Source organism: Microbacterium istanbulense (assembly GCF_037204145.1).
Lineage (GTDB): Bacteria > Actinomycetota > Actinomycetes > Actinomycetales > Microbacteriaceae > Microbacterium > Microbacterium istanbulense.
The window spans coordinates 409,703-430,765 of record NZ_JBBDGN010000001.1 but is presented as its reverse complement, the minus strand read 5'-3'; the positions used below and the strand labels follow the sequence as shown (position 1 = coordinate 430,765).

Here is a 21,063-nt window from a genome sequence, read left to right as displayed (position 1 = left end):
CCCTCACGGAGTGGGCGCGGCCTCCGTCTGCTGCGCGGCGACGAACGCGTCGTAGTCGGCACGCGAGATGTCGGCGTAGTCGTGCGCCCACTCCAACAGCGACGCGGTCACCCGACGTCCACGGCCGATGTATCCGGCCACCTCGGTCGCCGTCACCGATTGGCTGTGCGCCCTCGCCACCACGGCCGCGCAGGCTCTGGCGTAGGTCACGAACGGGGTGTCGTCGAGCTCCTCGATCTCGACGCTGCCCTTCATATCGTGGAACTGTCGCACGTAGTAGTCGGTGTTCGGTCCGCGCAGATACCCGAGGAACGGATCCGACAGACCCTGCAGCACGCGTTGCAGATCGACCACCCGCGCGCCCTCGCCTTCCGTCTCGATCAGGGTAGCGAGGCGGTCCGGTTGGGGGATGCGGCCATACTCGACGAGCACGCTGCGCGCGGCCTGCTTGGGCTGCAGCAGCACCGTGTTGTCGTCGCCGTCCTGGAACAGTACGAGGTAACAGCGGGTGCCGACGCTGCCCACGCCTACGACGCGGCGCACGACATCGCTGATCGTGTAGTGATCCAACAGCAGCGCGATGTCGGCGCTCGTGCTGCGGCAGTACTGGCCGATGAGGTCCTCCACGGCGCCCCGCACCACCGGCTCGACGTCGGTCATGGTGGGTGCCTCGCGCTGGAACAGGCGGCGGCCATCGGCATCCGCCGCCGTCAGCTTGCGCACCGCGCGCTCGCCGGTGCGGCGCTGCGCCTGCCGGATCGAGGCGCGCACCGCCTTGCGGGACGCCTTGTCGAACATGCTCTGCGACGCCTCGACGTCGAAGTGGGTGAAGTAGCGGTCGGTGGGGCTCAGCGCGCTCGCGGTGGCGATGCCGGTCGTGTACGTGGTGAGGGCGGCGCGGACGGCTTTGTCGATCAGCTTCGCGCTGCGTCCGGTGGCGCGGCCGCCGATCACGATGCTCGCAGCCAGACGTTTGACATCCCACTCCCACGGTGCCCACGCGGCCTCGTCGAAGTCGTTCAGGTCGAACATCAGGCTGCGCTGCTGCGAGGCATAGAAGCCGAAGTTCGACACGTGCGCATCGCCGCAGGAGGCGACGAGGATGCCGCTGTGCGGGGCGTCCGCGAGATCCGCGGCCATCAGTGCCGCTGTGCCGCGATAGAACGCGAAGGCGCTGGCCGCCATGCGCTGAGTGCGCAGCGGCACCAACTCCGGCGTGCGCGTGGTGTTCTGCGCGGCGATGATGCCGAGCGGGTCCCGCGGGCCGGATGCGAGCTCAGCCAGCCGGCGCCGCGGGGTGCGCTGGCGCGCCGCCTTGCCGGCCTTCAGCAGCTCGTCGCGCGTGGGCAACGGGGACCACTCGGTGTTCATGCCGACATTGTGACAGTCCGGTGCGCACAGCAGCACCAGTCACAGCGCAGCATCCGCGAGCAGCCGCATGCGATAGAACAGAAGGATGAGCACAGGCAGCGGCGCAGGCGGCGAGGTCACCCCGTGATCCTGCTCGAGGGAGGGCGCTTCCGGATGGGCTCTGACGCCTTCTACCCGGATGAGCAACCCGTGCACGAACGCACCGTCGCGCCGTTCTGGATCGACGAGACACCCGTCACCAACGCCGACTACACACGCTTCGTCGGCGCCACCGGCTACGTCACGGTCGCTGAGCGCCCCCTCGACCCGGCGCTGTTCCCCGGGGTGCCGGCCGATGAACTACCCGCCCCCGGCTCCATGGTGTTCACCCCCACCGGCGGCCCGGTCGACCTGCGCGACTGGCGACAGTGGTGGCGTTGGCAGGAGGGGGCGTCGTGGCGGCATCCCCTCGGCCCGGACTCCAGCATCGCGGATCGCCTGCTGCATCCGGTCGTGCACGTGGCGTACGAGGATGCCACAGCCTACGCCAGCTGGGCAGGCAAGCGGCTGCCCACCGAGGCCGAGCACGAGTTCGCCTCGCGGGCGGGGTCGACCGCCGAGTTCGCGTGGGGCGGCAAGCCCTATCCCGGCGGCGCCTATCTCGCGAACACCTGGCTCGGCCGCTTCCCCTTCGGCAACGAGGGGGTGGGGGGCACGTCTCCGGTCGGCACCTATCCGCCGAACGCCTACGGGCTCTACGACATGATCGGCAACGTCTGGGAGTGGACGAGCTCGCCCTACACAGCCCGTCACGTCGACCCCGCGGCGATGGCGGTGGATGCCGGTGGCCGCGAGAACCTGCTCGGCGCGCCCACCGCCGACGGGCGCCGGGTGCTCAAGGGCGGTTCGCACCTGTGCTCACCCGACTACTGCCTGCGCTTCCGCCCCGCGGCGCGCTCGCCGCAGTCCGACGACAGCGCCACCACGCACATCGGCTTCCGCTGCGTCCGCGACGCGTGACGGGTTCCTGAGCGCCCTTCGTCTCGTCGCTGCGCTCCTCGCCCAGGGACCGGAAGTGATCACGCAGGCGGCAGGCGCAGCACGGTCGACTCACCCGAGGTGAGGTCGTCGGCGATGCGGATGCTGCGCGCCAGATCATCAAGCGCGCCATCGAGCGTGCCGAAGCGTTCGCGGTCGCTGCACACGGCATTCAGCGTGATCAGGTGGGTGCCGGTATCCCAGGTGTAGGTCGCAAACGGCAGACCCTTCGGGTCGGGCGGGATCGGCATCGACAACTTCTCGCCCACCCCCAGCGCCGTGGTGAACGTCTCGGTGTCGTCGTACTCGATCGGCATCATCGCCCGCGCAGTGCGCAGCTGGGGTGTGAGCTCCTGGGCGGTGGCCATCGCCACGACGAGCTCCGGCTCAGCCTTCCACGTCCACGCGAGCACGCGGCCGTCGGCCTTCCGCATCGCCAGCGGAGCCGCCTGGCTCGCCGCCCACGCCGCGAAGCGCGAACCCGGTCGGGCGGGTGCTCCGGCGCCGCCCTGGGTGAGCAGCATCCGGATCGCCGCCTTGCGGTGGCGTCGTCCCTTCCAGCCGAAAGACTCGGTGACCGGGATCCACAGGGCGGGGTCTGCGGCGGATGTCAGGCGCATGCCCCCACGGTACTGGGTGCTGCTCGGCTCGCCTCTCAGGCAGCAACAGGCCGCTCAGGTAGAGTTGGGGCGCCCGACGTGGGCCCGATCTCGGCCCGCGTGCGAACGACCTGACTGCGAAAGATAGGCAGCTCTCCGTGACATCCTCCGACGATCGTCCGATCGCCGATGCGCCTGCTCCTGACGGGCGCCCGCTGACCATCCTCATCGGCGCCGACACCTTCGCCCCCGACATCAACGGCGCCGCACGGTTTGCCGAGCGCCTCGCCGCCGGCCTCGTGCAGCGTGGTCACGATGTGCACGTCTCCTCGCCGAACACGGCCTACCGCCGGTCGGCTCCGCACACCGAGGTCATCGAGGGTGAGCCGATGACGATGCACCGCCTGCCGGCCGTGCGCTGGTTGCCGCACGACTGGCTGCGCTTCATCTGGCCGTGGCGCTCGAAGCACTATGCCCGTCAGGTGCTCGACGCGGTGCAGCCGGATGTCGTGCACATCCAGTCGCACATCGTGATCGGGCGGGGGCTGGCCCGGATCGCCCGTGAGCGCGGCATCCCGGTCATCGCCACCAACCACGTGATGGCCGAGAACATCCTCGATCACACGACCATGCCGGCCTGGGTGGACCGCATCGTGCTCAAGCTCGCCTGGGATGATGCCAAGCGCACGTTCGACATGGCGCGCGCGGTGACCACGCCCACCCGCAAGGCCGCCGACTTCCTCGAGCGAACGATCGACATCGACGGTGTCGTACCGATCAGCTGCGGCATCGACCGCCGCAACTACAGCCCGGTGATCGGTCCGCGTGAGCGCAACCGCATCATCTTCGTCGGGCGCCTCACGGCCGAGAAGCACGTGGATGTTGTGCTGAAGGCACTCACCAAGCTCGACCCGGCCCTCGACGTGCACTTCGACATCGTCGGCGGGGGAGACCAGCGCAAGAACCTCGAGCACCTGGCCACCGAACTGGGCGTGCAGGACCGGGTCACCTTCCACGGCCGGGTGAGCGACGACGAGCTGCGTGAGCTGTACTCGCGGGCATCCGTCTTCACGATCGCGTCGATCGCCGAGCTGCAGTCGATCGCGACCATGGAGGCCATGGCCTCGGCGTTGCCCGTCGTCGGCGCCAATGCCGTCGCCCTGCCGCACCTTGTGCACGACGGTGAGAACGGCTACCTGTTCGAGCCGGGCGATGTCGACGACCTTGCCGACAAGCTCACCCGCGTGCTCACGGCCTCGCCTGAGGAGTATGAGCGGATGCAGCAGGCCTCGCTCGACGGCGTGGCGGTGCACGACATCAACCGCACCCTCGACACCTTCGAGGCGCTGTACCGCGACGAGAAGCTGCCCGCGTAGGCACTTCTCGCTGCCCGCTCAGTAGACGAGCGAGAGCGCGGCGTTGATGGCCCAGGTTGCCAAGACGGTGGCGAGGGTAGAACCGGCGATGCCGATCGCAATGGCGCCGGGTACCGGTGACGCGTCGCGGCGGATGCCGACGATGCCCAGGACCAGTGCCGTCGTCGCCAGAGCGAGAGTCAGCACCCCCTGAAGGATAGTGACGAGCGCGAAATTCGCCCCGAACGGATCGATGATGCCCAGCGTGAGCAGGGCCGGTACAGCGATGCCGTTCAGCACGAGGAGCGCGCCGACGATGAGGGCGATCCAGCCGAAGGAGCTGCCCGTGCGCCGTGCGCTCGGTGCGGATGCCGGATAGGCGGGCAGTTGCCCGGGCTGGTGCTCCTGCTGGTGCGGTAGCGGAGGGCTCGACGGCTGCGTCTGGTCGCTCATGGCGACGAGTGTAGGGCAGCCCGTTCCGGATCGGTGGGGACGCGGCGGTACCCGTCGCGGCGGAGTTCGATGACGGTGGCGACGAGTCCCCAGAGGCTGAGAGCGGCGATGGCGATGACGATGAACATGGCAGAAACACTACGCTCGCCTGCTTTTCGCCAAAAGTGGCAGGACGGACATCATTCGGTGTAAAACTGCCATATGAGAACAGTCGCCTGCGTCATCGACGACGGCTTCACGCCGTTCGAGTTCGGCATCGCCTGCGAGGCGTTCGCGCTCGACCGCTCCGACGACGGCGTGCCGAACTTCGACTTCCGCGTCGTGGCACCGGATCCGGGGCCGATGCGCTCGTCGGTGGGCGTGACGCTCAACGTCGAGGACGATCTGTCGTTCGCCTACGAGGCTGACCTCGTGGTGTTCTGCCCCGTGCCGCGCGAGAGGTGGGGTTCGATCGACCCGCGGCTGATCGCCGTGGCGCAGGATGCCGTCGCCCGTGGCGCCTGGGTGCTGAGCGTGTGCAGCGGGGCGTTCATCCTCGCAGGCGCCGGCGTGCTCGACGGCCGGCGCGCGACCACCCACTGGCGCTACGCGTCGATCATGGCCGAGATGTATCCGCTGATCGACCTCGACCCCGACGTGCTGTTCGTGCAGGACGAACGCATCATCACCAGTGCCGGCACGGCCGCGGGGCTGGATGCGTGTCTGCACCTGCTGCGGATCGAGCTCGGCGCCGAGCTGACCAACCGCATCGCCAAGCGCATGGTCGTGCCGCCGCAGCGTGACGGCGGGCAGGCGCAGTTCATCGATCGCCCGCTGCCAGCGGCATCCACCGCGTCGCTTGCCGCGCTCTCGGCCTGGGCGATCGAGAACCTGCGTGACGACCTGACGGTCGATGACCTCGCGGTCCGCGCACACATGTCGCCGCGCACGTTCGCCCGCCGGTTCAAGGCCGAGTTCGGGACGACGCCCGCGTCGTGGCTGGCCCGCCAGCGCCTCATCCAGGCGCAGCGGATGCTGGAGCAGACCGACCTGGGGCTCGAGCAGATCGCGCAGGAGTGCGGCTTCGGCTCCGGTGCGGTGCTGCGGCAGAACTTCGCCCGGATGCTGGGTGTCACGCCCACGGCCTACCGGGCGCGCTTCTCGTGCGCCGAGCCGATGACGGCCTGAGCGGGTGCGCTCTGGGGCTCACAGAAAGCAGCGTGTCCGGGGGTGCCGCTAGTGTCCGTGTCGAATGCGAGGGGGCGCACATGTCTAAGGCACGGGAAGAGCTGTCCACAACTGACAAGTGGTGGATATGGATTGCGGATCCTGTCATCATCGCCGTCTTAGCATTGTTGCCATTCACGTTCGCTTTTGTGCTCGTCAATGGTCGATTCGATCGTTTGCTGCCCGCCATCGATCAGCTTGCGAGTGTACTAACTCCGATTCTTGATGGCTTCTATGCGCCGGTAGGCGTGATCGTGGCAGTGCTTGTGACGATGGCTGTCGCTACAAGTTTTGGGGCTGTTCGGGTGCACCCAAGCAACGAGCGCATGCGGGTCACCGTCCTGTCTGGTGCCGCGGTGGGCGTATTTACCGTCGCGTTCATGGCCGCGATGACCATTCCTGTCGGTGTTGCACACGGACGATGGTTCGAAGTGGCGATGGCACTTGTCACTGCATGGGTCGTGATGCTCAGCGGGCACCTTGTTGGCTTCACGGTTCCGCTCAAGCAGAAACTCATCTCAATCGAACGCGCTTACGACGAACGAGTGACCCGCGCTCAGAGGCATGGAATGTCGTTTGACTCGCCCGGGCGGGACCGTTCGGTGAACGAGTTCACCCGGCGCGTGTGGTTCTCTTCCGAGGTCGCGCTCTGGCTTATCCCGGGTGCGGCGTGGGTGGTAGTGGCGTTGTTGGCCATCGTCGCGAGTGGGTTGCAACCAGAGGTGTGGCTAATGGTCCTCCTCATCTCTGTGCTGGCGAGCTACGGCCCGATTGTCGCGACCTTAGGCTGGCGAGCGACTGCAGACGTCTCACTATCGACGCGGTTCCGCTGTGTTGTCCGGGGAGCAGTTGGCTTCTTTGGACTCAGCGCTTCAGCCGCGTTGGCGTGCGCATTTCTACTAGCCGGGCTGCCTGCCCTTGCCGCGGCGCTCATGCTTTTTACCGCGGCCCACGTGGCGATCCTGGGGCGCGACCTCTGGCGGCGCCGGTGGATGCCGTGGACCACTTTCATCGAGCGGATGGCGACCACGCGCGGGCTGAATCGCGCGCTCCTTGCTCGCAACGATGCGCGCTCGCGGGCCAAGGAGCGAAAGCGGCAACGCCGAAAGAGGGCGCGCCGCAAAGCGAAGAAGCGAACCATCAGGAACGACCGCAGTCGCGAGAAGCGTCAGACGGAAGGGACGGGGGAGCTCCGTAAGGACCGCGATGCGTGAGTACCGCGGCGCGGACTGCCACCATGTCGATGGGCTGTCAGTCCCAGTGCGCCGGGCGATCGAGCACATGCGAACGGGCCTGGGCTGAGTTCTCGGAGACCTCGGCGACGACGTACAGCAGCGACATCGTCGGGTAGCCGTGCACGTGGTTGTCACGGATGATCGCCCGGTCGTCGTCCTTGTCGAGATCAGCGCTCTCGGCCAGCACGTCCACCCAGCGGCTGAGCTCGGTGGCGCTCGCATGGTCGCTGCCCGCGGCGGCACGGAACGCCGGCAGCCAGGCCGCGATGCGCGCCGTCTGCGGATCGTCGAGGTCGTCGTGGGCGATCATGTGCACGCCGTCGGGTACGACGGTCTCGCGCAGCTCGGCGCCATCCCAGGACAGCACCCGCGCGGCATCCGGGGCGACCTCGAGCAGATTGAAGCCATGCATCGCGAGCGGCGCCTGCGGCGAGCGACCCGCGACCGACTCCAGTGCGAGCGAGCCGCGCGAGTGCACCTGCTCCTCGGACAGATCCAGCACATCGGCGCGGTTGAGCAGCACGGCCAGGCGCCGCGTCACGGGATCGACCGCCATCCAGGCACCGCCCGCGCGGCGGTCGCGGATGCCGATCACCCCGGGATAGTCCTCGGGCCACCAGGCGCCCAGGTCATCCCACGCGCGCTGCGGGTCTTCGTCACGCACCGCGAGCAGGCGCGTGGGCTGGTTCACATCGATCACGACCGTGCACACGTGCTCGAGTCTAGGTCGGGCAGGGGCGCGCGGTGGGGCAGAATCAGAGGGTGAACATCGTCGTCGGAGTCACGGGTGGCATCGCCGCCTACAAGACGGTGCAGCTCGTGCGCCTGCTGGTGAAGGGAGGGCACGAGGTCACGGTGATCCCCACAGAGGACGCCCTGCGCTTCGTCGGCCAGCCCACCTGGGAGGCGATCAGCCGGCATCCGGTCACCACGAGCGTGCATGAGGACGTCGCCCGCGTGCGCCACGTCGCCCTCGGCCAGTCCGCCGACCTGGTGATCGTCGCCCCCGCCACCGCCAACACCATCGCCAAGATGGCGGCAGGACTTGCCGACGATCTGCTCGGCACGACCCTGCTCGCCACCGTGGCCCCCGTGATTGTCGCGCCGGCGATGCATACCGAGATGTGGCGTCATCCGGCCACCCAGGCGAACATCGCCGCCCTGCGCGAGCGCGGCGTGATCATCGCCGGCCCCGCGGACGGCGAACTCACGGGCGGCGATACGGGGCCCGGCCGCGTGCTCGAACCCGAACAGCTGCACGAGCTCGTGCTGGGCACGCTGACATCCGCCGGCCGGCCGCAGGATCTCGCCGGCCTGCGCGTCGTGGTCTCGGCGGGCGGCACCCGCGAGCCGATCGACCCCGTGCGCTACCTCGGCAATCGCTCCAGTGGTCGGCAGGGTGTCGCGATCGCCGTCGAGGCGGCCTTCCGTGGCGCCGTCGTCGAGCTCGTCGCGGCCAACATCGGCTCCGATGTGCTCGCCGCGGCAGAACAGGCCGGGATCGGTATCCGCGCGGTCGGCACCGCCGCGCAGCTGGCCGAGGCGATGCGGGCGGCCGCCGCGCGCACCGACGTCGTGGTCATGGCTGCCGCGGTGGCCGACTACCGTCCGGCAACGGTGTCGGATCAGAAGCTCACCAAGGAGAGTGGCCTGCTCGAACGCATCGAGCTGGTCGAGAACGAGGATGTCGTCGCCGGTCTCGCCGCCGCGCGCGCGGAGGGAGCGGCGCCCGACGGGCAGACGATCGTCGCCTTCGCCGCCGAGACCGCGATCGACCCCGAGCAGCGCCGTGATCGTGCACGGCGCAAGCGGGAGCGTAAGGGGGTCGACCTGCTGGCGGTGAACCTCGTCGACGACGAGCGCGGGTTCGAGGCGCTCGACAACGCCGTCGAGGTCATCGGTGCGGCTGGTCGGGTCGTCGCTGCTGCCGAGGGGACGAAGCGCGAGGTCGCGCAGGCGCTGTGGGATGCCGTGCGTCAGGCCCGTCAGGCCCGTCAGGGCTGATCAGCGGGAAAATATGGGCCGACCCCTTCTGCTCACACCCCTGCTCTGATAAAGTTGAGTCAATTACACTCAACTTTGAAGGAGACCCCAGGAGGATCGATGACCACCCCCGCACAGGAAGACCAGCAGCAGAGCGCTCTCGAGCAGTTCGGCATCAACCTCACCGAGCGTGCCCGCGAAGGCAAGCTCGACCCGGTGATCGGCCGGGACAGTGAGATCCGTCGTGTGAGCCAGGTGCTCACCCGGCGCACCAAGAACAACCCGGTGCTCATCGGCGAGCCCGGCGTCGGAAAGACCGCCGTCGTGGAGGGCCTGGCTCAGCGCATCGTCGCGGGAGACGTCGCAGAATCCCTCAAGGACAAAGAGCTCATCTCGCTCGATATCTCCGCCCTCGTCGCCGGTGCGATGTACCGCGGCCAGTTCGAAGAGCGCCTGAAGAGCGTGCTCAAGGAGATCACCGAATCCGACGGGCGCATCATCACCTTCATCGACGAGCTGCACGTGCTCATGGGCGCTGGCGGCGGCGAAGGCTCGGTGGCGGCCTCCAACATGCTCAAGCCCATGCTCGCCCGCGGTGAGCTGCGCCTGATCGGCGCCACCACGCTCAACGAATACCGCGAGTTCATCGAGAAGGATGCCGCGCTCGAGCGCCGCTTCCAGCAGGTGTACGTCGGCGAGCCGACGGTCGAAGACACCATTGCGATCCTGCGCGGACTCAAGGGGCGCTACGAAGCACACCACGGGGTGACCATCTCGGACAGCGCGCTCGTCGCCGCGGCCGCCCTGTCGAACCGCTACCTTCCCAGCCGTCAGCTGCCGGACAAGGCGATCGACCTCATCGATGAGGCCATGTCGCGACTGAAGATGGAGATCGACTCCTCTCCCGTCGAGATCGACCAGCTCAAGCGTCAGGTCGACCGGATGAAGCTCGAAGAGCTCGCGCTGAAGAAGGAGAAGGATGCCGCTTCCAAGGAGCGGCTGAAGAACCTGCGCGAACAGCTCACCGGCATGGAGCGCGAGCTCGCCGGGCTCGAGGAGCGGTGGGCGCGGGAGCGTCAGGGGCTCAACCGGGTCGGTGAGCTGAAGAAGCAGCTCGATGACGCCATCACGCAGCGTGACCTCGCCATGCGGCAGGCCGACTACACGAAGGCCTCCAAGCTCGAGTACGAGACCATCAAGCGCCTGGAACGCGACATCGCCGAGGCCGAGCAGGCCGAAGAGCACGTCTCGGACGAGGGTCGCATGGTCAACGAGCTCGTCACCGACGAAGACATCGCAGGCGTGATCGCGGCGTGGACCGGCATCCCGGTCGGCCGCCTCATGCAGGGTGAGAGCGAGAAGCTGCTGCACCTCGAGAGCGAGCTGGGCAAGCGTCTGATCGGTCAGAAGGATGCCGTGCACGCGGTGTCGGATGCGGTGCGCCGCTCGCGCGCCGGCATCAGCGACCCCGGCCGCCCCACCGGATCGTTCTTGTTCCTCGGCCCCACGGGTGTCGGCAAGACCGAGCTGGCCAAGGCGCTGGCGGAGTTCCTCTTCGATGACGAGCACGCCATGGTGCGCATCGACATGTCGGAGTACGGCGAGAAGCACTCGGTGTCACGGCTGGTCGGTGCCCCTCCCGGATACGTCGGCTACGAGCAGGGTGGTCAGCTGACCGAGGCCGTGCGTCGCCGTCCGTACTCCGTGGTGCTGCTGGATGAGGTCGAGAAGGCGCACCCCGAGGTGTTCGACATCCTGCTGCAGGTGCTCGACGACGGCCGCCTGACCGACGGCCAGGGGCGGACGGTCGACTTCTCGAACGTCATCCTCATCCTCACCAGCAACATCGGCTCGCCCATCCTCATCGACCCGACGCTCTCGCTGGAAGAGAAGCGCGAGGCGGTCATGGCGCTTGTGCGCCAGGCTTTCCGCCCCGAGTTCCTCAACCGGCTCGACGACATCGTCATGTTCTCCGCGCTCAGCGAAGACGACCTGGCGCAGATCGTGGAGCTCTCGGTCGACCAGCTGCAGAAGCGCCTGCACGATCGTCGGCTCACGCTCGCGGTCACCCCTGATGCGCGGTCGTGGCTGGCCGAGCGCGGTTACGACCCGGTGTTCGGTGCGCGTCCGCTGCGTCGCCTGATCCAGACCGAGGTGCAGAACCGCCTCGCCACCGCGCTGCTCTCGGGCGGCGTGAAGGACGGCGACACGGTCAAGGTGGATGTCGCCGTCGACGGTTCCGGCCTCGTGCTCACGAGCGAGACGCCCGTGATCGAGGTCGACCCCGGCGACGACGACGTGATCGAAGCGGAAATCGTCGAGTAATTCGAGCCGCCCCGGTCCCGCGCATCGCAGGGGCCGGGGCGGTTTCGCGGTGGTTATCCACAATTTCGTGAGACGCCGTTCGCCTGGGGGATGTTCTTGCCAGGATGAAGTCCATGCGTCGACACGTGCACTGGATCGCCCTCCTCCTTGCCGCGCCGCTGACGTACGTCGTCGTGATGCTCGTGGTGGAGTGGCTCGACAGTGTGCGCGCGGAGGCGCGTGGCGACGCCATCGTATGGCTGACGTTGAGCATTGGTGTCGCTCTGGTCGTGGCTGTCGTCGCACCCGTGGTCTTGCTCATCCGGTCAATCGTGCAGATGCGGCGCACCTTTCGACGCTCGCAGCGGGCGAAGGGTCGCTTCACGGCGTTTGAGCGCCGTCAGCTCGACGCCGCCACGGATGCGGCCGCGTGGTGGGAGTACGCACGGCGCCTTCGCGGACAAGTGCTCAATCGGCAGGTGCCTGAATCGCAGCAGCAGTGGGATGTTGTGCCATACGAAGGAGAGCGCTTCTTCGCCTGCCTTCCGCTCACTTATGCGCGCTATTACGGGAAGGATGTCGGCTACACGACATCGGGGATGGTCGCCGTGGGTAGTCCGGCATTCGTCGTCGGTGCGTTCGCTGTGTCTGCGATTGCGAATGCCAGCGCGCGCTCTCGCGCCGCAAAGGAGGCCGCTCCGCAGTGGCGCGAATGGCAGCAGACCACGGCGTACGTCACGAACCATCGCATCGTCACATACGTGAATGGAGAGTGGCTCACGTTCGAGTACGGGGCGATCTCTGCGCTCTACCCCGACGTTGCATCGAACGCCCTGGTCTGCCAGTTCGGTTCGACGGAGCCCTTGTTGCTGAGCGGGCCGGCAACTCCGGTGGCTGCCGTCGTCGCTGTGTTGCAGACGCACGGGCTCGACGGTGTGCGAGATCATCCGGGCCTGCAGGAGCTCGCCAGACCAGCGGCGACACCGAGCCTGCCGCCAGTCGGTCGGCGAGAGTAGGGGTTTCTACGAGGCGGGCCAGCCGGCAGGACCGGTTGTGCCCGCCTCGTACTCTTCCAGCGGCACGGCGTCACGCGCCCAGGCGTCGCGCACGGGCTGGATGATCCGCCAGCACTCCTCGGCCTCATCGGCGCGCACCGACAGTGCCACCTGGCCGTCGAGGATCTCCTCGATCACCTCTTCGTAGGACCGCTGCTGGCCCTCGCCGAGATCGGCGACGAGATCCTCGTCGCGCAGCGCGAACGGATCCTCGCCGCCCGTGACATGCAGGCGCAGCGACAGCTCGTCCGGGCCCAGCGAGAATGTGAGGCGGCCACCGTCGGTCGGATGCCCGACCAGCCCCGGCGGCAGGTGCCGCACCTGCCGGAACGTGATCACGACCTCTGACCGCTTCTGCGCCAGCCCCTTGCCCGAGCGCAGCACGAACGGCACCCCGGCCCACCGGTCGTTCGCGACCTCGAACGTCACCTCGGCCAGCGTCTCGGTGTGCCGGGCGGCATCCACTCCCTGCTCGTCGACGTACGACGGCAGCTCGCGCTCGCCGACCCGACCGGCCGTGTACCGAGCGCGCCGCGACCAGGCTTCGGGATCATCGCCGTACACCCTGGTCGCACGCAGCACGGTGGCCTTGGCATCCCGCAGATCACGCTCGTCCAGCGTCGCCGGCGGATCCATCGCGAGCAGACCCAGCACCTGCAGCAGGTGGCTCTGGATCATGTCGACCATGGCGCCCGCCCGGTCGTAGTAGCGTGCCCGGTTCTCGAGCCCCAGGCTCTCATCGAAGCGGATCAGCACACGCTCAATGTGCTCTGCCGACCACACCGGCTCCCAGATGCGGTTCGCCAGCCGCACACCCAGCAGGTTCAGCAGCATCGACCGGCCCAAGAAGTGGTCGATGCGGAAGATCTGCTGCTCGGGCACCAGCGCGGTGAGCTTGCCGTTGAGCTCGCGGGCGCTCTCTTCGTCTTGCCCGAATGGCTTCTCCAGCGCCAGGCAGGTGTGCTCCGGCAGCGTCAAGCCCGCCATCGCGTCGACCGCGGCGCGGGTGACATCCGGCGGCAGCGCGAAGTACAGCACCGTGTCGGGCACGAGGCCCGTCACCAGAGCGGTCATCGCCGCGGCATCCGTCACATCGACGGCGACGTAGTCGTCGAGCCGCACCCGGGCGAGCGCCTCGGGGTGATCGGCGAACGCCGCGGTGACCATGCTCTGCCAGCGTGCGGCATCCCACTGCTCGGCACCGGCGCCGCGCAGCGCCAGGTGCCGTTCCGGATGCTTCGCCACCACCTCGGCGAGGGCGGGCAGCAGCAGGCGCGAGGTGAGGTCGCCGGAGGCGCCGAGGATGAACAGCGTCGTGGTGGACATAGCAGCGAGGCTATTCCACCTGGGGCCGATCTCGTCAGGCGTTGGCGATGACCGTCTCGCTCAGCGGGCGGCGCGTGCGGGGTGCGGTCTCGCGCTGCTGCAGCGGCTCGGGAAGCGAGGCGAGGTCACCGAGCTCGCCGAGGGCGATCACCGTCGTCGGGGCGAATCGCGCATCCAGGCCGACCAGCTCACGCACCTGCTCCGGGTGGAACCCGGCCATCTGGTGCACCACCAGGCCGTCGTGGTGTGCCTGCACGCTGAGGTGCGCGACGGCCTGACCAAGGTCGTATATGGCGTGCGTGTACGGCTTGCCCTCGGCGTTCACGGTCTCGGCAACCGCGACGATCAGCACGGCCGCGTTGCCCGCCCACACCTGGTTGAAGCCCATCAGGGCATCCTGGATGCCGGCGTGCAGCTCGCTGCCCCGGCGGGCGACGATGAACCGCCACGGCTGGCTGTTGTTCGCCGACGGCGACCAGCGGGCCGCCTCGAGTGCCGAGGCCAGCTTGTCTTCGTCGATCGGGCTGGCCGCGTCGAACGCGCGGGGGCTCCACCGGTCGGCGAGGATCTCGAGCACGGGGTGCTCGGTGGGGGCGGTGCGGTCGAGGATCGGGGTGCTCACGGACGATGCCTTTCACGGGGGACGGGTGATGCGGACCCCATCGTCCAGAGGGCAAAACGCGCCGCCACGCCCCCACATTCCCCCCGAAGGGGAGATTACTCAGCCGCGCAGCGCCTCGGCGAGCCCCACCCGTCCGCCCATGCGCAGCAGCGAGTTCTCGTAGATCTTCGCCCCCACCCAGACCGCCGCGACACAGCTGGCCAGCAGGATCGCCAGCGACAGGATCGGCTCCCACCACTGCGCCTCGCCGACGAACAGGCGCATCGGCATGCCCACGGGGGCCGAGAACGGCACGTAAGACATGATCGTCAGCACCAGCGGATTGTCGTTGAAGACGATCACGAGAATGTACGGCGCCATCACGAGCATCGTGATCGGCATGGTGGTCGATCCGACATCCTCCTGGCGCGAGACCATGGACGCTGCGGCGGCGAACAGCGAGGCCAACAGCACGAACCCGAACAAGAAGAACACCGCGAACCAGACGATCGGCCCGCCCAGCACCTGCAGCATCGTGTTCTGCCCGGTGATCATCAGGCCGAGGATGGCGACCGCGGCCAGCGCGATGATCTGCCCCATGGCGAGGATCGTGTTGCCGATCACCTTGCCCGCCAGCAGCGCGCGGGCCGGGATGGTCGAGATGAGCAGCTCGACCACGCGGGTCTGCTTCTCTTCGACGACGCTCTGCGCGATCGTGCCGCCGAAGGTGGCCGCAGCCATCATGAACACCAGGCCGAAGCCGATGGCGATGAAGTAGCGCAGCAGCGGGTCGGTGCCTGCCGGTTCCAGGATGACGACCTCCGGCAGCTGCGAGAGCGCCATCAGCACGCTCTGCGGCGGCGAGTCCAGGGCGATCAGGGCGTAGCCGGTCGCGGAATCGGATGCCACCACGGCCGCATCCACTTCTCCGTCACGCACCAGCTGTTCGGCCTCGGCGCGGCCTGTGACCTCGGTGACGGCGACATCCGGCAGTGCCGAGACGACCGCTGCGGTGTCGGAGGTCGCCGCGATCGGCGTCGCCTCGGGGTTCGCGCTGGCGAAGCCGCCGAGCAGCACCCCGACCAGGGCGAGCAGGATGAGGATGCCGCTGGAGATCACGAAGGCCTTGCTGCGCAGCTTCGAGGTGATCTCACGTTCGGCGACGAGCCAGATGCCGCTGCTTTCGCGCACGGGAGTGGGCATGTTCACTGGATGACCTCCTTGAAGATCTGGGCGAGGGAGGGATGCTGAGGGGCGAACCGGGCCACGTCGCCGCGTTCGACCGCCTCGCGCAGCACACGCTGCGCTGTCTCGGCGCCGTGCGCGTCGAAGAGCGCGTAACCGCCCTCGAAGTCGACCACCTCGATCCCCGGTGTCGTGCGCAGCCAGCCGATGTCGCCGCTGGAGACGAGTTCGTAGCGGGCGCCGGCATGCTCGGCGCGCAGCGCCTCGGTCGAACCGGATGCCCGGATCGTGCCGCCGGCGAGGATGACGAGGTCGTCGCAGAGGCGTTCGACGAGTTCGAGCTGGTGCGAGGAGAAGAGGATCGCGGCGCCCTTCGCGGCGCGGTCCTGCAGGACAGCGGCCACCACGTCGACGGCGAGCGGGTCGAGTCCGGAGAACGGCTCATCGAGGATGAGCACCTGCGGGTCGTGCACGAGGGCTGCGGCGACCTGCGCGCGCTGCTGGTTACCCAGGGACAGCGACTCGATGGTGTCGTTCAGCCGCTCGGCGAGGCCGAGTTCAGTCAGCAGCGCGGTCGCGCGCTCGGTGGCATCCGCCTTCTCGAGCCCGTGCAGTCGGGCGAGGTAGACGACCTGCTCGAGCACCCGCATCTTGGGGTACAGGCCGCGCTCTTCGGGCATGTACCCGAACCGGCTGCGGTCGGTGCGGGTGAGGGGTGCGCCGGACAGCGTCACGGTGCCGCCGTCGGCGGCCAGCACCCCCAGCACGATTCGCATGGTCGTGGTCTTGCCGGCGCCATTGCCGCCGACGAAGCCGGTCATCCGGCCGGGGGCGACGTCGAAGCTCACGTCATCGAGCACGCGGCGCGACCCGTAGCTCTTGGTGAGGCCGGTCAACTGCAGCAGTCCTGTGGTCATGACCCTCACGCTACGGTCGTGCGCGAGAGCGGACATCCCCCGCAGGGCGGATCGTGCAGGATCAGCCGCGCGGGGGAGGGGCGCTCAGCGGCGTCCGGCGCGCAGCGCCAGCCGTACGATCAGGCCGGCGATCAGCGCCCAGAACGCGGCGCTGACGCCGAGCAGCGAGATGCCGGATGCCGCGACGAGGAAGGTCACGACGGCCGGCATCCGCTCGCCGGGATCGTCGATCGCCTGCTGCACGGCCGAGCCGAACGCGGCGAACAGCGCGAGGCCGGCGACGGCGGGGATGACGGCGGCGGGGGCGAGCAGGACGAGTGCCGCGAACAGGGCCGAGAAGGCCCCGAGCACGAGGTAGGAGACGCCGGTGGAGGCGCCGGCCACCCAGCGGCGCTGCGGGTCGGGGTCGGCGTCGGGCGCGGCGGCGAGGGCCGCGCTGATCGCGGCGAGATTGATGGCGTGCCCACCGGCGGGAGCGCCGAGAGCCGTGCCGATGCCGGTGACGAGCATCGACGGCCGCCAGGGCACCTCGTAGCCGAAGCTGCGCATGATCGCGATGCCCGGCACGTTCTGCGAGGCCATGGTGACGATGAACAGCGGCAGGGCGATGCCCACCAGAGCACCGACCGTGAAGGTGGGTGCCACGAACTCGAGGCGGGGGACGAACAGGCCGGGATCCACCGGAGCCCCCTGCTGGACGAGCCCGATGACGACGACGATCGTCGCCGTGACGAAGGCGGCCGGCACGGCCCAGCGCGGCGCGAGCCTGGCCATGACCAGCCAGGTGAGCACGACGGGCACGACGCCCCAGGGGTTCTCGACGCTGCCGGTGATCGGCGCCAGGCACAGCGGCAGCAGCACGCCGGCGAGCATGGCCTGCGCGATCGACGGCGGGATGGCGGCGATGAGCGCGCCCAGGCGAGGCACGAGCGCCGTGAGCAGGATCAGCCCAGCCGTCACCAGAAATGCGCCGGTGGCCGCCGACCAGCCGCCCTCGATCGCACCGGTGCTGGCCAGCAGGGCGGCGCCCGGCGTCGACCAGGCCACGGTAATCGGCATCCGGTACCGCACCGCGAGCACGATGCAGGCCGCGCCCATCGTGATGCTCAGCGCGAGCAGACCACTCGCTGCCTGCGCGGGAGTGGCACCGACCGCGCCGAGTCCCGTGAGCACCACCGCGAACGAGCTCGTGAAGCCGACGAGCGCCGTGACGATGCCGGCGAGGATGGGGCGGTGCATGGCCCCATGCTAGGGCGGCTCAGGCCAGCCCGTGACGATGCGCGAGCACGGCGGCCTGCACGCGGTCGCGGGCTCCGAGCTTTTGCAGGATGCGCGAGACGTGGGTCTTCACGGTCGCCTCCCCGATGAACAGCGCGTGCGCGATCTCGGCGTTGCTGCGGGCGTCGGCCATGAGCGCGAGCACCTCGGCCTCGCGTTCGGTGAACGGCTCGGCGAGCGTGATCGGCAGGGTCCGCGGGGAAGGTGCGGTGGGATCGGCGGGCGGATGTGCGGGGACGGCGAACCGCTGCAGCACCCGTCGGGTCACCTCCGGAGCCAGCATCCCGTCGCCGGCGGCAAGGGCGCGCACCGCGGCGATGAGCTCTTCGGGCCCGGCGTTCTTCAGCAGAAATCCGCTCGCGCCGGCATCCAGCGCGGCGAAGAGGTAGTCGTCGCGGTCGAAGGTCGTCACGATCGCGATCGCTGCGGTGGCGCCGGGGGAGGACAGGATGCGGCGGGTCGCCTCCAGACCGTCCATGTCGGGCATCTGCACGTCCATGGTGATCACATCGGGGCGCAGGGCCGCGGCGAGCGTCACCGCCTCAGCGCCGGTTGCCGCCTCGCCGATGATCTCGAGGTCGGGTTGGGTCTCGAGGATCAGCCGGAACCCGGTGCGCAGCAGAGCGTGGTCGTCGACCAGCAGAATGCGGATGCTCATGCGCGGCCCCCCGTCATCGCCGCGAGCGGCACCTGCGCCCGCACCCGGAATCCGCCCTGCGGTCGCGGCCCGAGGTCGATCGTGCCGCCGGAGGCCGCCGCGCGTTCGCGCATGCCCAGCTGACCGAGCCCGGCGCGAGGCGCGAGAACGGTGCGGCCGGTATTGACGACGTCGAGCTCGACAGCATCCTGCTCGTAGCGCACCCGCACATCGGCGGTGGCGCCAGGGCCGGCATGACGGCGGGCGTTCGTCAGGGACTCCTGCGCGATGCGGTACAGATTCACGGCGACGAGGCCCGGCACGGGGACGGGATCGCCGATCACGGAGTACCCGGTCGGCAGGCCGGCCGCGGTGGAGGCCTCCGCGAGCTGGGCGATGTCAGGGAGGGTGACGGTCGATGGTTGGCCGGGTGTGCGGCCGTCGAGGCTGTCGTCGCCGGGCGCGCGCAACGTCTCGAGGATGTTCCGGAAGTCGCTGATCGCCTCGCGTGAGGAGTGCTCGATACCCGCCAGGATGCTCTTGGCCCGCTGCGGGTCGGTATCCACCACCAGGCGTGCCGCGCCCGCCTGCACGCCCATCACCGACACGTGGTGGGCGACGACGTCGTGCAGCTCCCGGGCGATGCGCACGCGGTCGAGGGCGACGGCCTGCGCGGCCGTGACCTCGCGTTCGCGTTCGAGGTCGAGGGTGCGCTGCTGCAGCACGTGGCGCTGGGCGGCGGCCTGCCAGGAGCGTTCACCGAAGTAGTAGGCGCCGGCGAAGTAGAGCACGTTGAGCAGCAGCTGCAGCATCATGTAAGCCAGGTACGGCGACATCAGCCCGGCCGAGAGGTCGGCCTTGTCGGCCTCGGTGATCGCGTCGCGGTACATCGCGATGAGCAGCCAGATGAACATGCCGGTGATGATGCCGACCCGCACGAGCATGGCCGCGCGGCGGTCGTTCATCCATGCGCCCACCGTGTACAGCGCGATGAACATGGCGATGTTGCCCGCGTACAGCTCCGGCACGCGGAACGTGACCCCGAAGAAGTAGGCGACCGCGATGATCACGGCCACCGCGGCGGGCCAGCGGCGCCGCACCGCGAGGGGTGCCGAGACGGCGAGGATCAGCAGCGGCGCGGCCCACACGGCGGCCTGCTCATCGCCGTAGATCTGCGAGATCGTCGACAGCCCGGCGCTGATGACCGCGCCCACGAGCACGACGACGGCGAGGATGAGGTCGGCGCGCAGCTCTCGCGGCGTCGGGGTGCGCGTGAAGTCGGACGTGATCGGCATCCCTCCACGCTAGGGCGGCAGGTCGCCGCGGGCATCCCCCCTAGGGCGGATGCGGGGGACGGATGCGGGAGAATCAATCGTGACCGCATCGCGCCCTCGCCTCGCCCCGCTGTATCTCGCCGGCTTCACGACCGCCTTCGGCGCGCACGGCATCGCCGCCGCGCTGGGCGCGGAGACCGAGGACATCGGCTGGACGCTGCTCGCGTTCGGCTTCACGCTCGCGCTGTACGACCTCGCCGAGGTGGTGCTCAAGCCGCTGTTCGGGGCGCTCAGTGACCGCATCGGCGTGCGTCCCGTGATCATCGCCGGTCTGCTCGGCTTTGCCGCCTTCTCGGTGCTCGGTGCACTCGTGCCGGGCACGGTGGGGCTCATCGTCGCCCGGTTCGGGCAGGGCGCGGCGGCATCCGCCTTCTCGCCCGCCTCATCGGCCGCGGTCGCCCGGCTCACCGACGACTCGTCGCGGGGCCGCTACTTCGGCCGCTACGGGTCGTGGAAGAGCCTCGGGTACGCCCTCGGTCCGCTGCTGGGTGCCGTGCTGGTGGTCTGGGGCGGGATGCCGGCGCTGTTCTGGGCGCTCGCCGTCGTGGGTCTTCTCGCGGCCGCCTGGGTGGCGTTCGCGGTGCCGGCCGTGCCGGTGCTGCCGCGTAAGCGGGTGACGCTGGTCGATCTCGGCCGTGAGCTCACCGCTCCCGGATTCCTCGTGCCGATGCTCGTGCTGGCGGCCACGACCGGGGCGCTCGCCGTCGCGGTGGGCTTCCTGCCGCTGCTCGGGCGCCAGATGGGGCTCGACACCGTGGGCAGCATGGCCCTGGTGACCGTGCTCGCGGTGCTCTCGAGCGTCGTGCAGCCCCTGGTCGGGGCGGCGCACGATCGGGGCCGGTTCTCGGTGCGCCGCGGTGCGGTGGGTGGGCTGCTGCTCATCGCCGCCGGCATCGCGATCGCCGCGGGGTGGCCGCATCCGCTCGCCCTTGTCGCGACGGCGGTGCTGGTCGGTGCCGGGGTGGGAGCCGCGACGCCGGTCGCGTTCTCGCACCTGGCAGCCTCGACGCCGGCCGACCGGATGGGGCGCACGATGGGCAGTGCGGAGCTCGGGCGCGAGCTCGGCGACGCGGGCGGTCCGCTCGTGGCGGGGGCGGTGGCGACAGCATCCGTCGTCGCGGCCGGACTCGGGGCCGTGGCCGCGCTCACGGCCGGTGCCGCGGCGCTCGCCCTGATCGGTCTGCGGCGACCCGCCGCGCGGGATTGA

20 protein-coding genes are annotated in these 21,063 nt (G+C 69.3%); 8 read left to right on the top strand and 12 right to left on the bottom strand.

Going from position 1 to position 21,063, the window contains the following annotated elements:
* Positions 1 to 3: 3 nt before the first annotated feature.
* Positions 4 to 1,371 (bottom strand): DUF2252 domain-containing protein, encoded by a 1,368-nt coding sequence (locus WDU93_RS02135; RefSeq protein ID WP_337316872.1) that lies wholly within the window; start codon positions 1,369 to 1,371, stop codon positions 4 to 6.
* Between the two features lie 123 nt (positions 1,372 to 1,494).
* On the opposite strand from WDU93_RS02135, the gene WDU93_RS02130 reads away from it, so the two are divergent.
* Positions 1,495 to 2,370, top strand: coding sequence for a formylglycine-generating enzyme family protein (locus tag WDU93_RS02130; RefSeq protein WP_337316870.1), 876 nt, complete (start codon positions 1,495 to 1,497; stop codon positions 2,368 to 2,370).
* Positions 2,371 to 2,429: 59 nt separating this feature from the next.
* Here WDU93_RS02130 and WDU93_RS02125 read toward each other — a convergent pair whose 3' ends face one another.
* On the bottom strand, positions 2,430 to 3,008 hold the full coding sequence (locus tag WDU93_RS02125) for a hypothetical protein (RefSeq protein WP_337316868.1): 579 nt from the start codon (positions 3,006 to 3,008) through the stop codon (positions 2,430 to 2,432).
* 137 nt (positions 3,009 to 3,145) lie between these two features.
* Here WDU93_RS02125 and WDU93_RS02120 point away from each other — a divergent pair, with 137 nt between their 5' ends.
* A complete protein-coding gene (locus WDU93_RS02120) occupies positions 3,146 to 4,363 on the top strand; it encodes a glycosyltransferase (RefSeq protein WP_337316866.1) in 1,218 nt (405 codons plus the stop codon).
* Positions 4,364 to 4,381: 18 nt separating this feature from the next.
* On the opposite strand, the gene WDU93_RS02115 is transcribed toward WDU93_RS02120, so the two are convergent.
* Together WDU93_RS02115 and WDU93_RS02110 are read right to left on the bottom strand one after the other, a co-directional pair.
* The gene (locus WDU93_RS02115) at positions 4,382 to 4,795 is read right to left on the bottom strand and encodes a hypothetical protein (protein ID WP_337316864.1); all 414 of its coding nucleotides are present in this window, start codon (positions 4,793 to 4,795) and stop codon (positions 4,382 to 4,384) included.
* On the bottom strand, positions 4,792 to 4,923 hold the full coding sequence (locus tag WDU93_RS02110) for a hypothetical protein (RefSeq protein WP_337316862.1): 132 nt from the start codon (positions 4,921 to 4,923) through the stop codon (positions 4,792 to 4,794). The genes WDU93_RS02115 and WDU93_RS02110 overlap by 4 nt, the downstream gene beginning before the upstream one ends.
* A gap of 73 nt (positions 4,924 to 4,996) precedes the next feature.
* On the opposite strand from WDU93_RS02110, the gene WDU93_RS02105 reads away from it, so the two are divergent.
* Positions 4,997 to 5,962 carry a GlxA family transcriptional regulator gene (locus WDU93_RS02105; RefSeq protein WP_337316861.1) on the top strand — a complete coding sequence of 322 codons (966 nt, stop codon included), beginning with the start codon at positions 4,997 to 4,999 and terminating at the stop codon, positions 5,960 to 5,962.
* Positions 5,963 to 6,042: 80 nt separating this feature from the next.
* Positions 6,043 to 7,215 carry a hypothetical protein gene (locus tag WDU93_RS02100; RefSeq protein WP_337316860.1) on the top strand — a complete coding sequence of 391 codons (1,173 nt, stop codon included), beginning with the start codon at positions 6,043 to 6,045 and terminating at the stop codon, positions 7,213 to 7,215.
* Positions 7,216 to 7,252: 37 nt separating this feature from the next.
* Here WDU93_RS02100 and WDU93_RS02095 read toward each other — a convergent pair whose 3' ends face one another.
* The gene (locus WDU93_RS02095; protein WP_337316858.1) at positions 7,253 to 7,948 is read right to left on the bottom strand and encodes an NRDE family protein; all 696 of its coding nucleotides are present in this window, start codon (positions 7,946 to 7,948) and stop codon (positions 7,253 to 7,255) included.
* Positions 7,949 to 7,998: 50 nt separating this feature from the next.
* Between WDU93_RS02095 and coaBC the strand changes: the two genes are divergently transcribed.
* The 3 genes from coaBC (at position 7,999) to WDU93_RS02080 (ending at position 12,539) form a co-directional block, all read left to right on the top strand.
* Positions 7,999 to 9,240, top strand: a complete 1,242-nt coding sequence (coaBC, locus tag WDU93_RS02090; protein ID WP_337316856.1) for a bifunctional phosphopantothenoylcysteine decarboxylase/phosphopantothenate--cysteine ligase CoaBC — start codon at positions 7,999 to 8,001, stop codon at positions 9,238 to 9,240.
* Positions 9,241 to 9,339: 99 nt separating this feature from the next.
* On the top strand, positions 9,340 to 11,544 hold the full coding sequence (locus WDU93_RS02085; RefSeq protein ID WP_337316854.1) for an ATP-dependent Clp protease ATP-binding subunit: 2,205 nt from the start codon (positions 9,340 to 9,342) through the stop codon (positions 11,542 to 11,544).
* Between the two features lie 113 nt (positions 11,545 to 11,657).
* Positions 11,658 to 12,539: a hypothetical protein gene (locus WDU93_RS02080; RefSeq protein ID WP_337316851.1), complete on the top strand. Its 882-nt coding sequence runs from the start codon at positions 11,658 to 11,660 to the stop codon at positions 12,537 to 12,539.
* A 6-nt stretch (positions 12,540 to 12,545) separates the two neighbouring features.
* Here WDU93_RS02080 and WDU93_RS02075 read toward each other — a convergent pair whose 3' ends face one another.
* The 7 genes from WDU93_RS02075 to WDU93_RS02045 form a co-directional block, all read right to left on the bottom strand.
* Positions 12,546 to 13,904, bottom strand: a complete 1,359-nt coding sequence (locus WDU93_RS02075; RefSeq protein WP_337316849.1) for a glucose-6-phosphate dehydrogenase — start codon at positions 13,902 to 13,904, stop codon at positions 12,546 to 12,548.
* Between the two features lie 34 nt (positions 13,905 to 13,938).
* Positions 13,939 to 14,526, bottom strand: coding sequence for a nitroreductase family protein (locus WDU93_RS02070; protein WP_337316847.1), 588 nt, complete (start codon positions 14,524 to 14,526; stop codon positions 13,939 to 13,941).
* Between the two features lie 99 nt (positions 14,527 to 14,625).
* Positions 14,626 to 15,708, bottom strand: a complete 1,083-nt coding sequence (locus WDU93_RS02065) for an ABC transporter permease (protein ID WP_337316845.1) — start codon at positions 15,706 to 15,708, stop codon at positions 14,626 to 14,628.
* Between the two features lie 2 nt (positions 15,709 to 15,710).
* Complete coding sequence (locus WDU93_RS02060; RefSeq protein WP_337317276.1) at positions 15,711 to 16,595, bottom strand: ABC transporter ATP-binding protein; 885 nt, start codon at positions 16,593 to 16,595, stop codon at positions 15,711 to 15,713.
* A gap of 96 nt (positions 16,596 to 16,691) precedes the next feature.
* Entirely contained in the window at positions 16,692 to 17,846 is a 1,155-nt protein-coding gene (locus tag WDU93_RS02055; protein ID WP_337316843.1) for a benzoate/H(+) symporter BenE family transporter, read from the bottom strand.
* Between the two features lie 19 nt (positions 17,847 to 17,865).
* The gene (locus WDU93_RS02050; RefSeq protein WP_337316841.1) at positions 17,866 to 18,543 is read right to left on the bottom strand and encodes a response regulator transcription factor; all 678 of its coding nucleotides are present in this window, start codon (positions 18,541 to 18,543) and stop codon (positions 17,866 to 17,868) included.
* Entirely contained in the window at positions 18,540 to 19,817 is a 1,278-nt protein-coding gene (locus tag WDU93_RS02045) for a sensor histidine kinase (protein ID WP_337316839.1), read from the bottom strand. The genes WDU93_RS02050 and WDU93_RS02045 overlap by 4 nt, the downstream gene beginning before the upstream one ends.
* A 79-nt stretch (positions 19,818 to 19,896) precedes the next feature.
* On the opposite strand from WDU93_RS02045, the gene WDU93_RS02040 reads away from it, so the two are divergent.
* The gene (locus WDU93_RS02040) at positions 19,897 to 21,063 is read left to right on the top strand and encodes an MFS transporter (RefSeq protein WP_337316837.1); all 1,167 of its coding nucleotides are present in this window, start codon (positions 19,897 to 19,899) and stop codon (positions 21,061 to 21,063) included.

Coding starts and splice junctions, on each gene's coding strand:
- WDU93_RS02135 (WP_337316872.1), bottom strand. CDS start 1,371: ATGAACACCGAGTGGTCCCCGTTGCCCACGCGCGACGAGCTGCTGAAG.
- WDU93_RS02125 (WP_337316868.1), bottom strand. CDS start 3,008: ATGCGCCTGACATCCGCCGCAGACCCCGCCCTGTGGATCCCGGTCACC.
- WDU93_RS02115 (WP_337316864.1), bottom strand. CDS start 4,795: ATGAGCGACCAGACGCAGCCGTCGAGCCCTCCGCTACCGCACCAGCAG.
- WDU93_RS02110 (WP_337316862.1), bottom strand. CDS start 4,923: ATGTTCATCGTCATCGCCATCGCCGCTCTCAGCCTCTGGGGACTCGTC.
- WDU93_RS02105 (WP_337316861.1), top strand. CDS start 4,997: ATGAGAACAGTCGCCTGCGTCATCGACGACGGCTTCACGCCGTTCGAG.
- WDU93_RS02100 (WP_337316860.1), top strand. CDS start 6,043: ATGTCTAAGGCACGGGAAGAGCTGTCCACAACTGACAAGTGGTGGATA.
- WDU93_RS02085 (WP_337316854.1), top strand. CDS start 9,340: ATGACCACCCCCGCACAGGAAGACCAGCAGCAGAGCGCTCTCGAGCAG.
- WDU93_RS02080 (WP_337316851.1), top strand. CDS start 11,658: ATGCGTCGACACGTGCACTGGATCGCCCTCCTCCTTGCCGCGCCGCTG.
- WDU93_RS02075 (WP_337316849.1), bottom strand. CDS start 13,904: ATGTCCACCACGACGCTGTTCATCCTCGGCGCCTCCGGCGACCTCACC.
- WDU93_RS02065 (WP_337316845.1), bottom strand. CDS start 15,708: ATGCCCACTCCCGTGCGCGAAAGCAGCGGCATCTGGCTCGTCGCCGAA.
- WDU93_RS02055 (WP_337316843.1), bottom strand. CDS start 17,846: ATGCACCGCCCCATCCTCGCCGGCATCGTCACGGCGCTCGTCGGCTTC.
- WDU93_RS02050 (WP_337316841.1), bottom strand. CDS start 18,543: ATGAGCATCCGCATTCTGCTGGTCGACGACCACGCTCTGCTGCGCACC.
- WDU93_RS02045 (WP_337316839.1), bottom strand. CDS start 19,817: ATGCCGATCACGTCCGACTTCACGCGCACCCCGACGCCGCGAGAGCTG.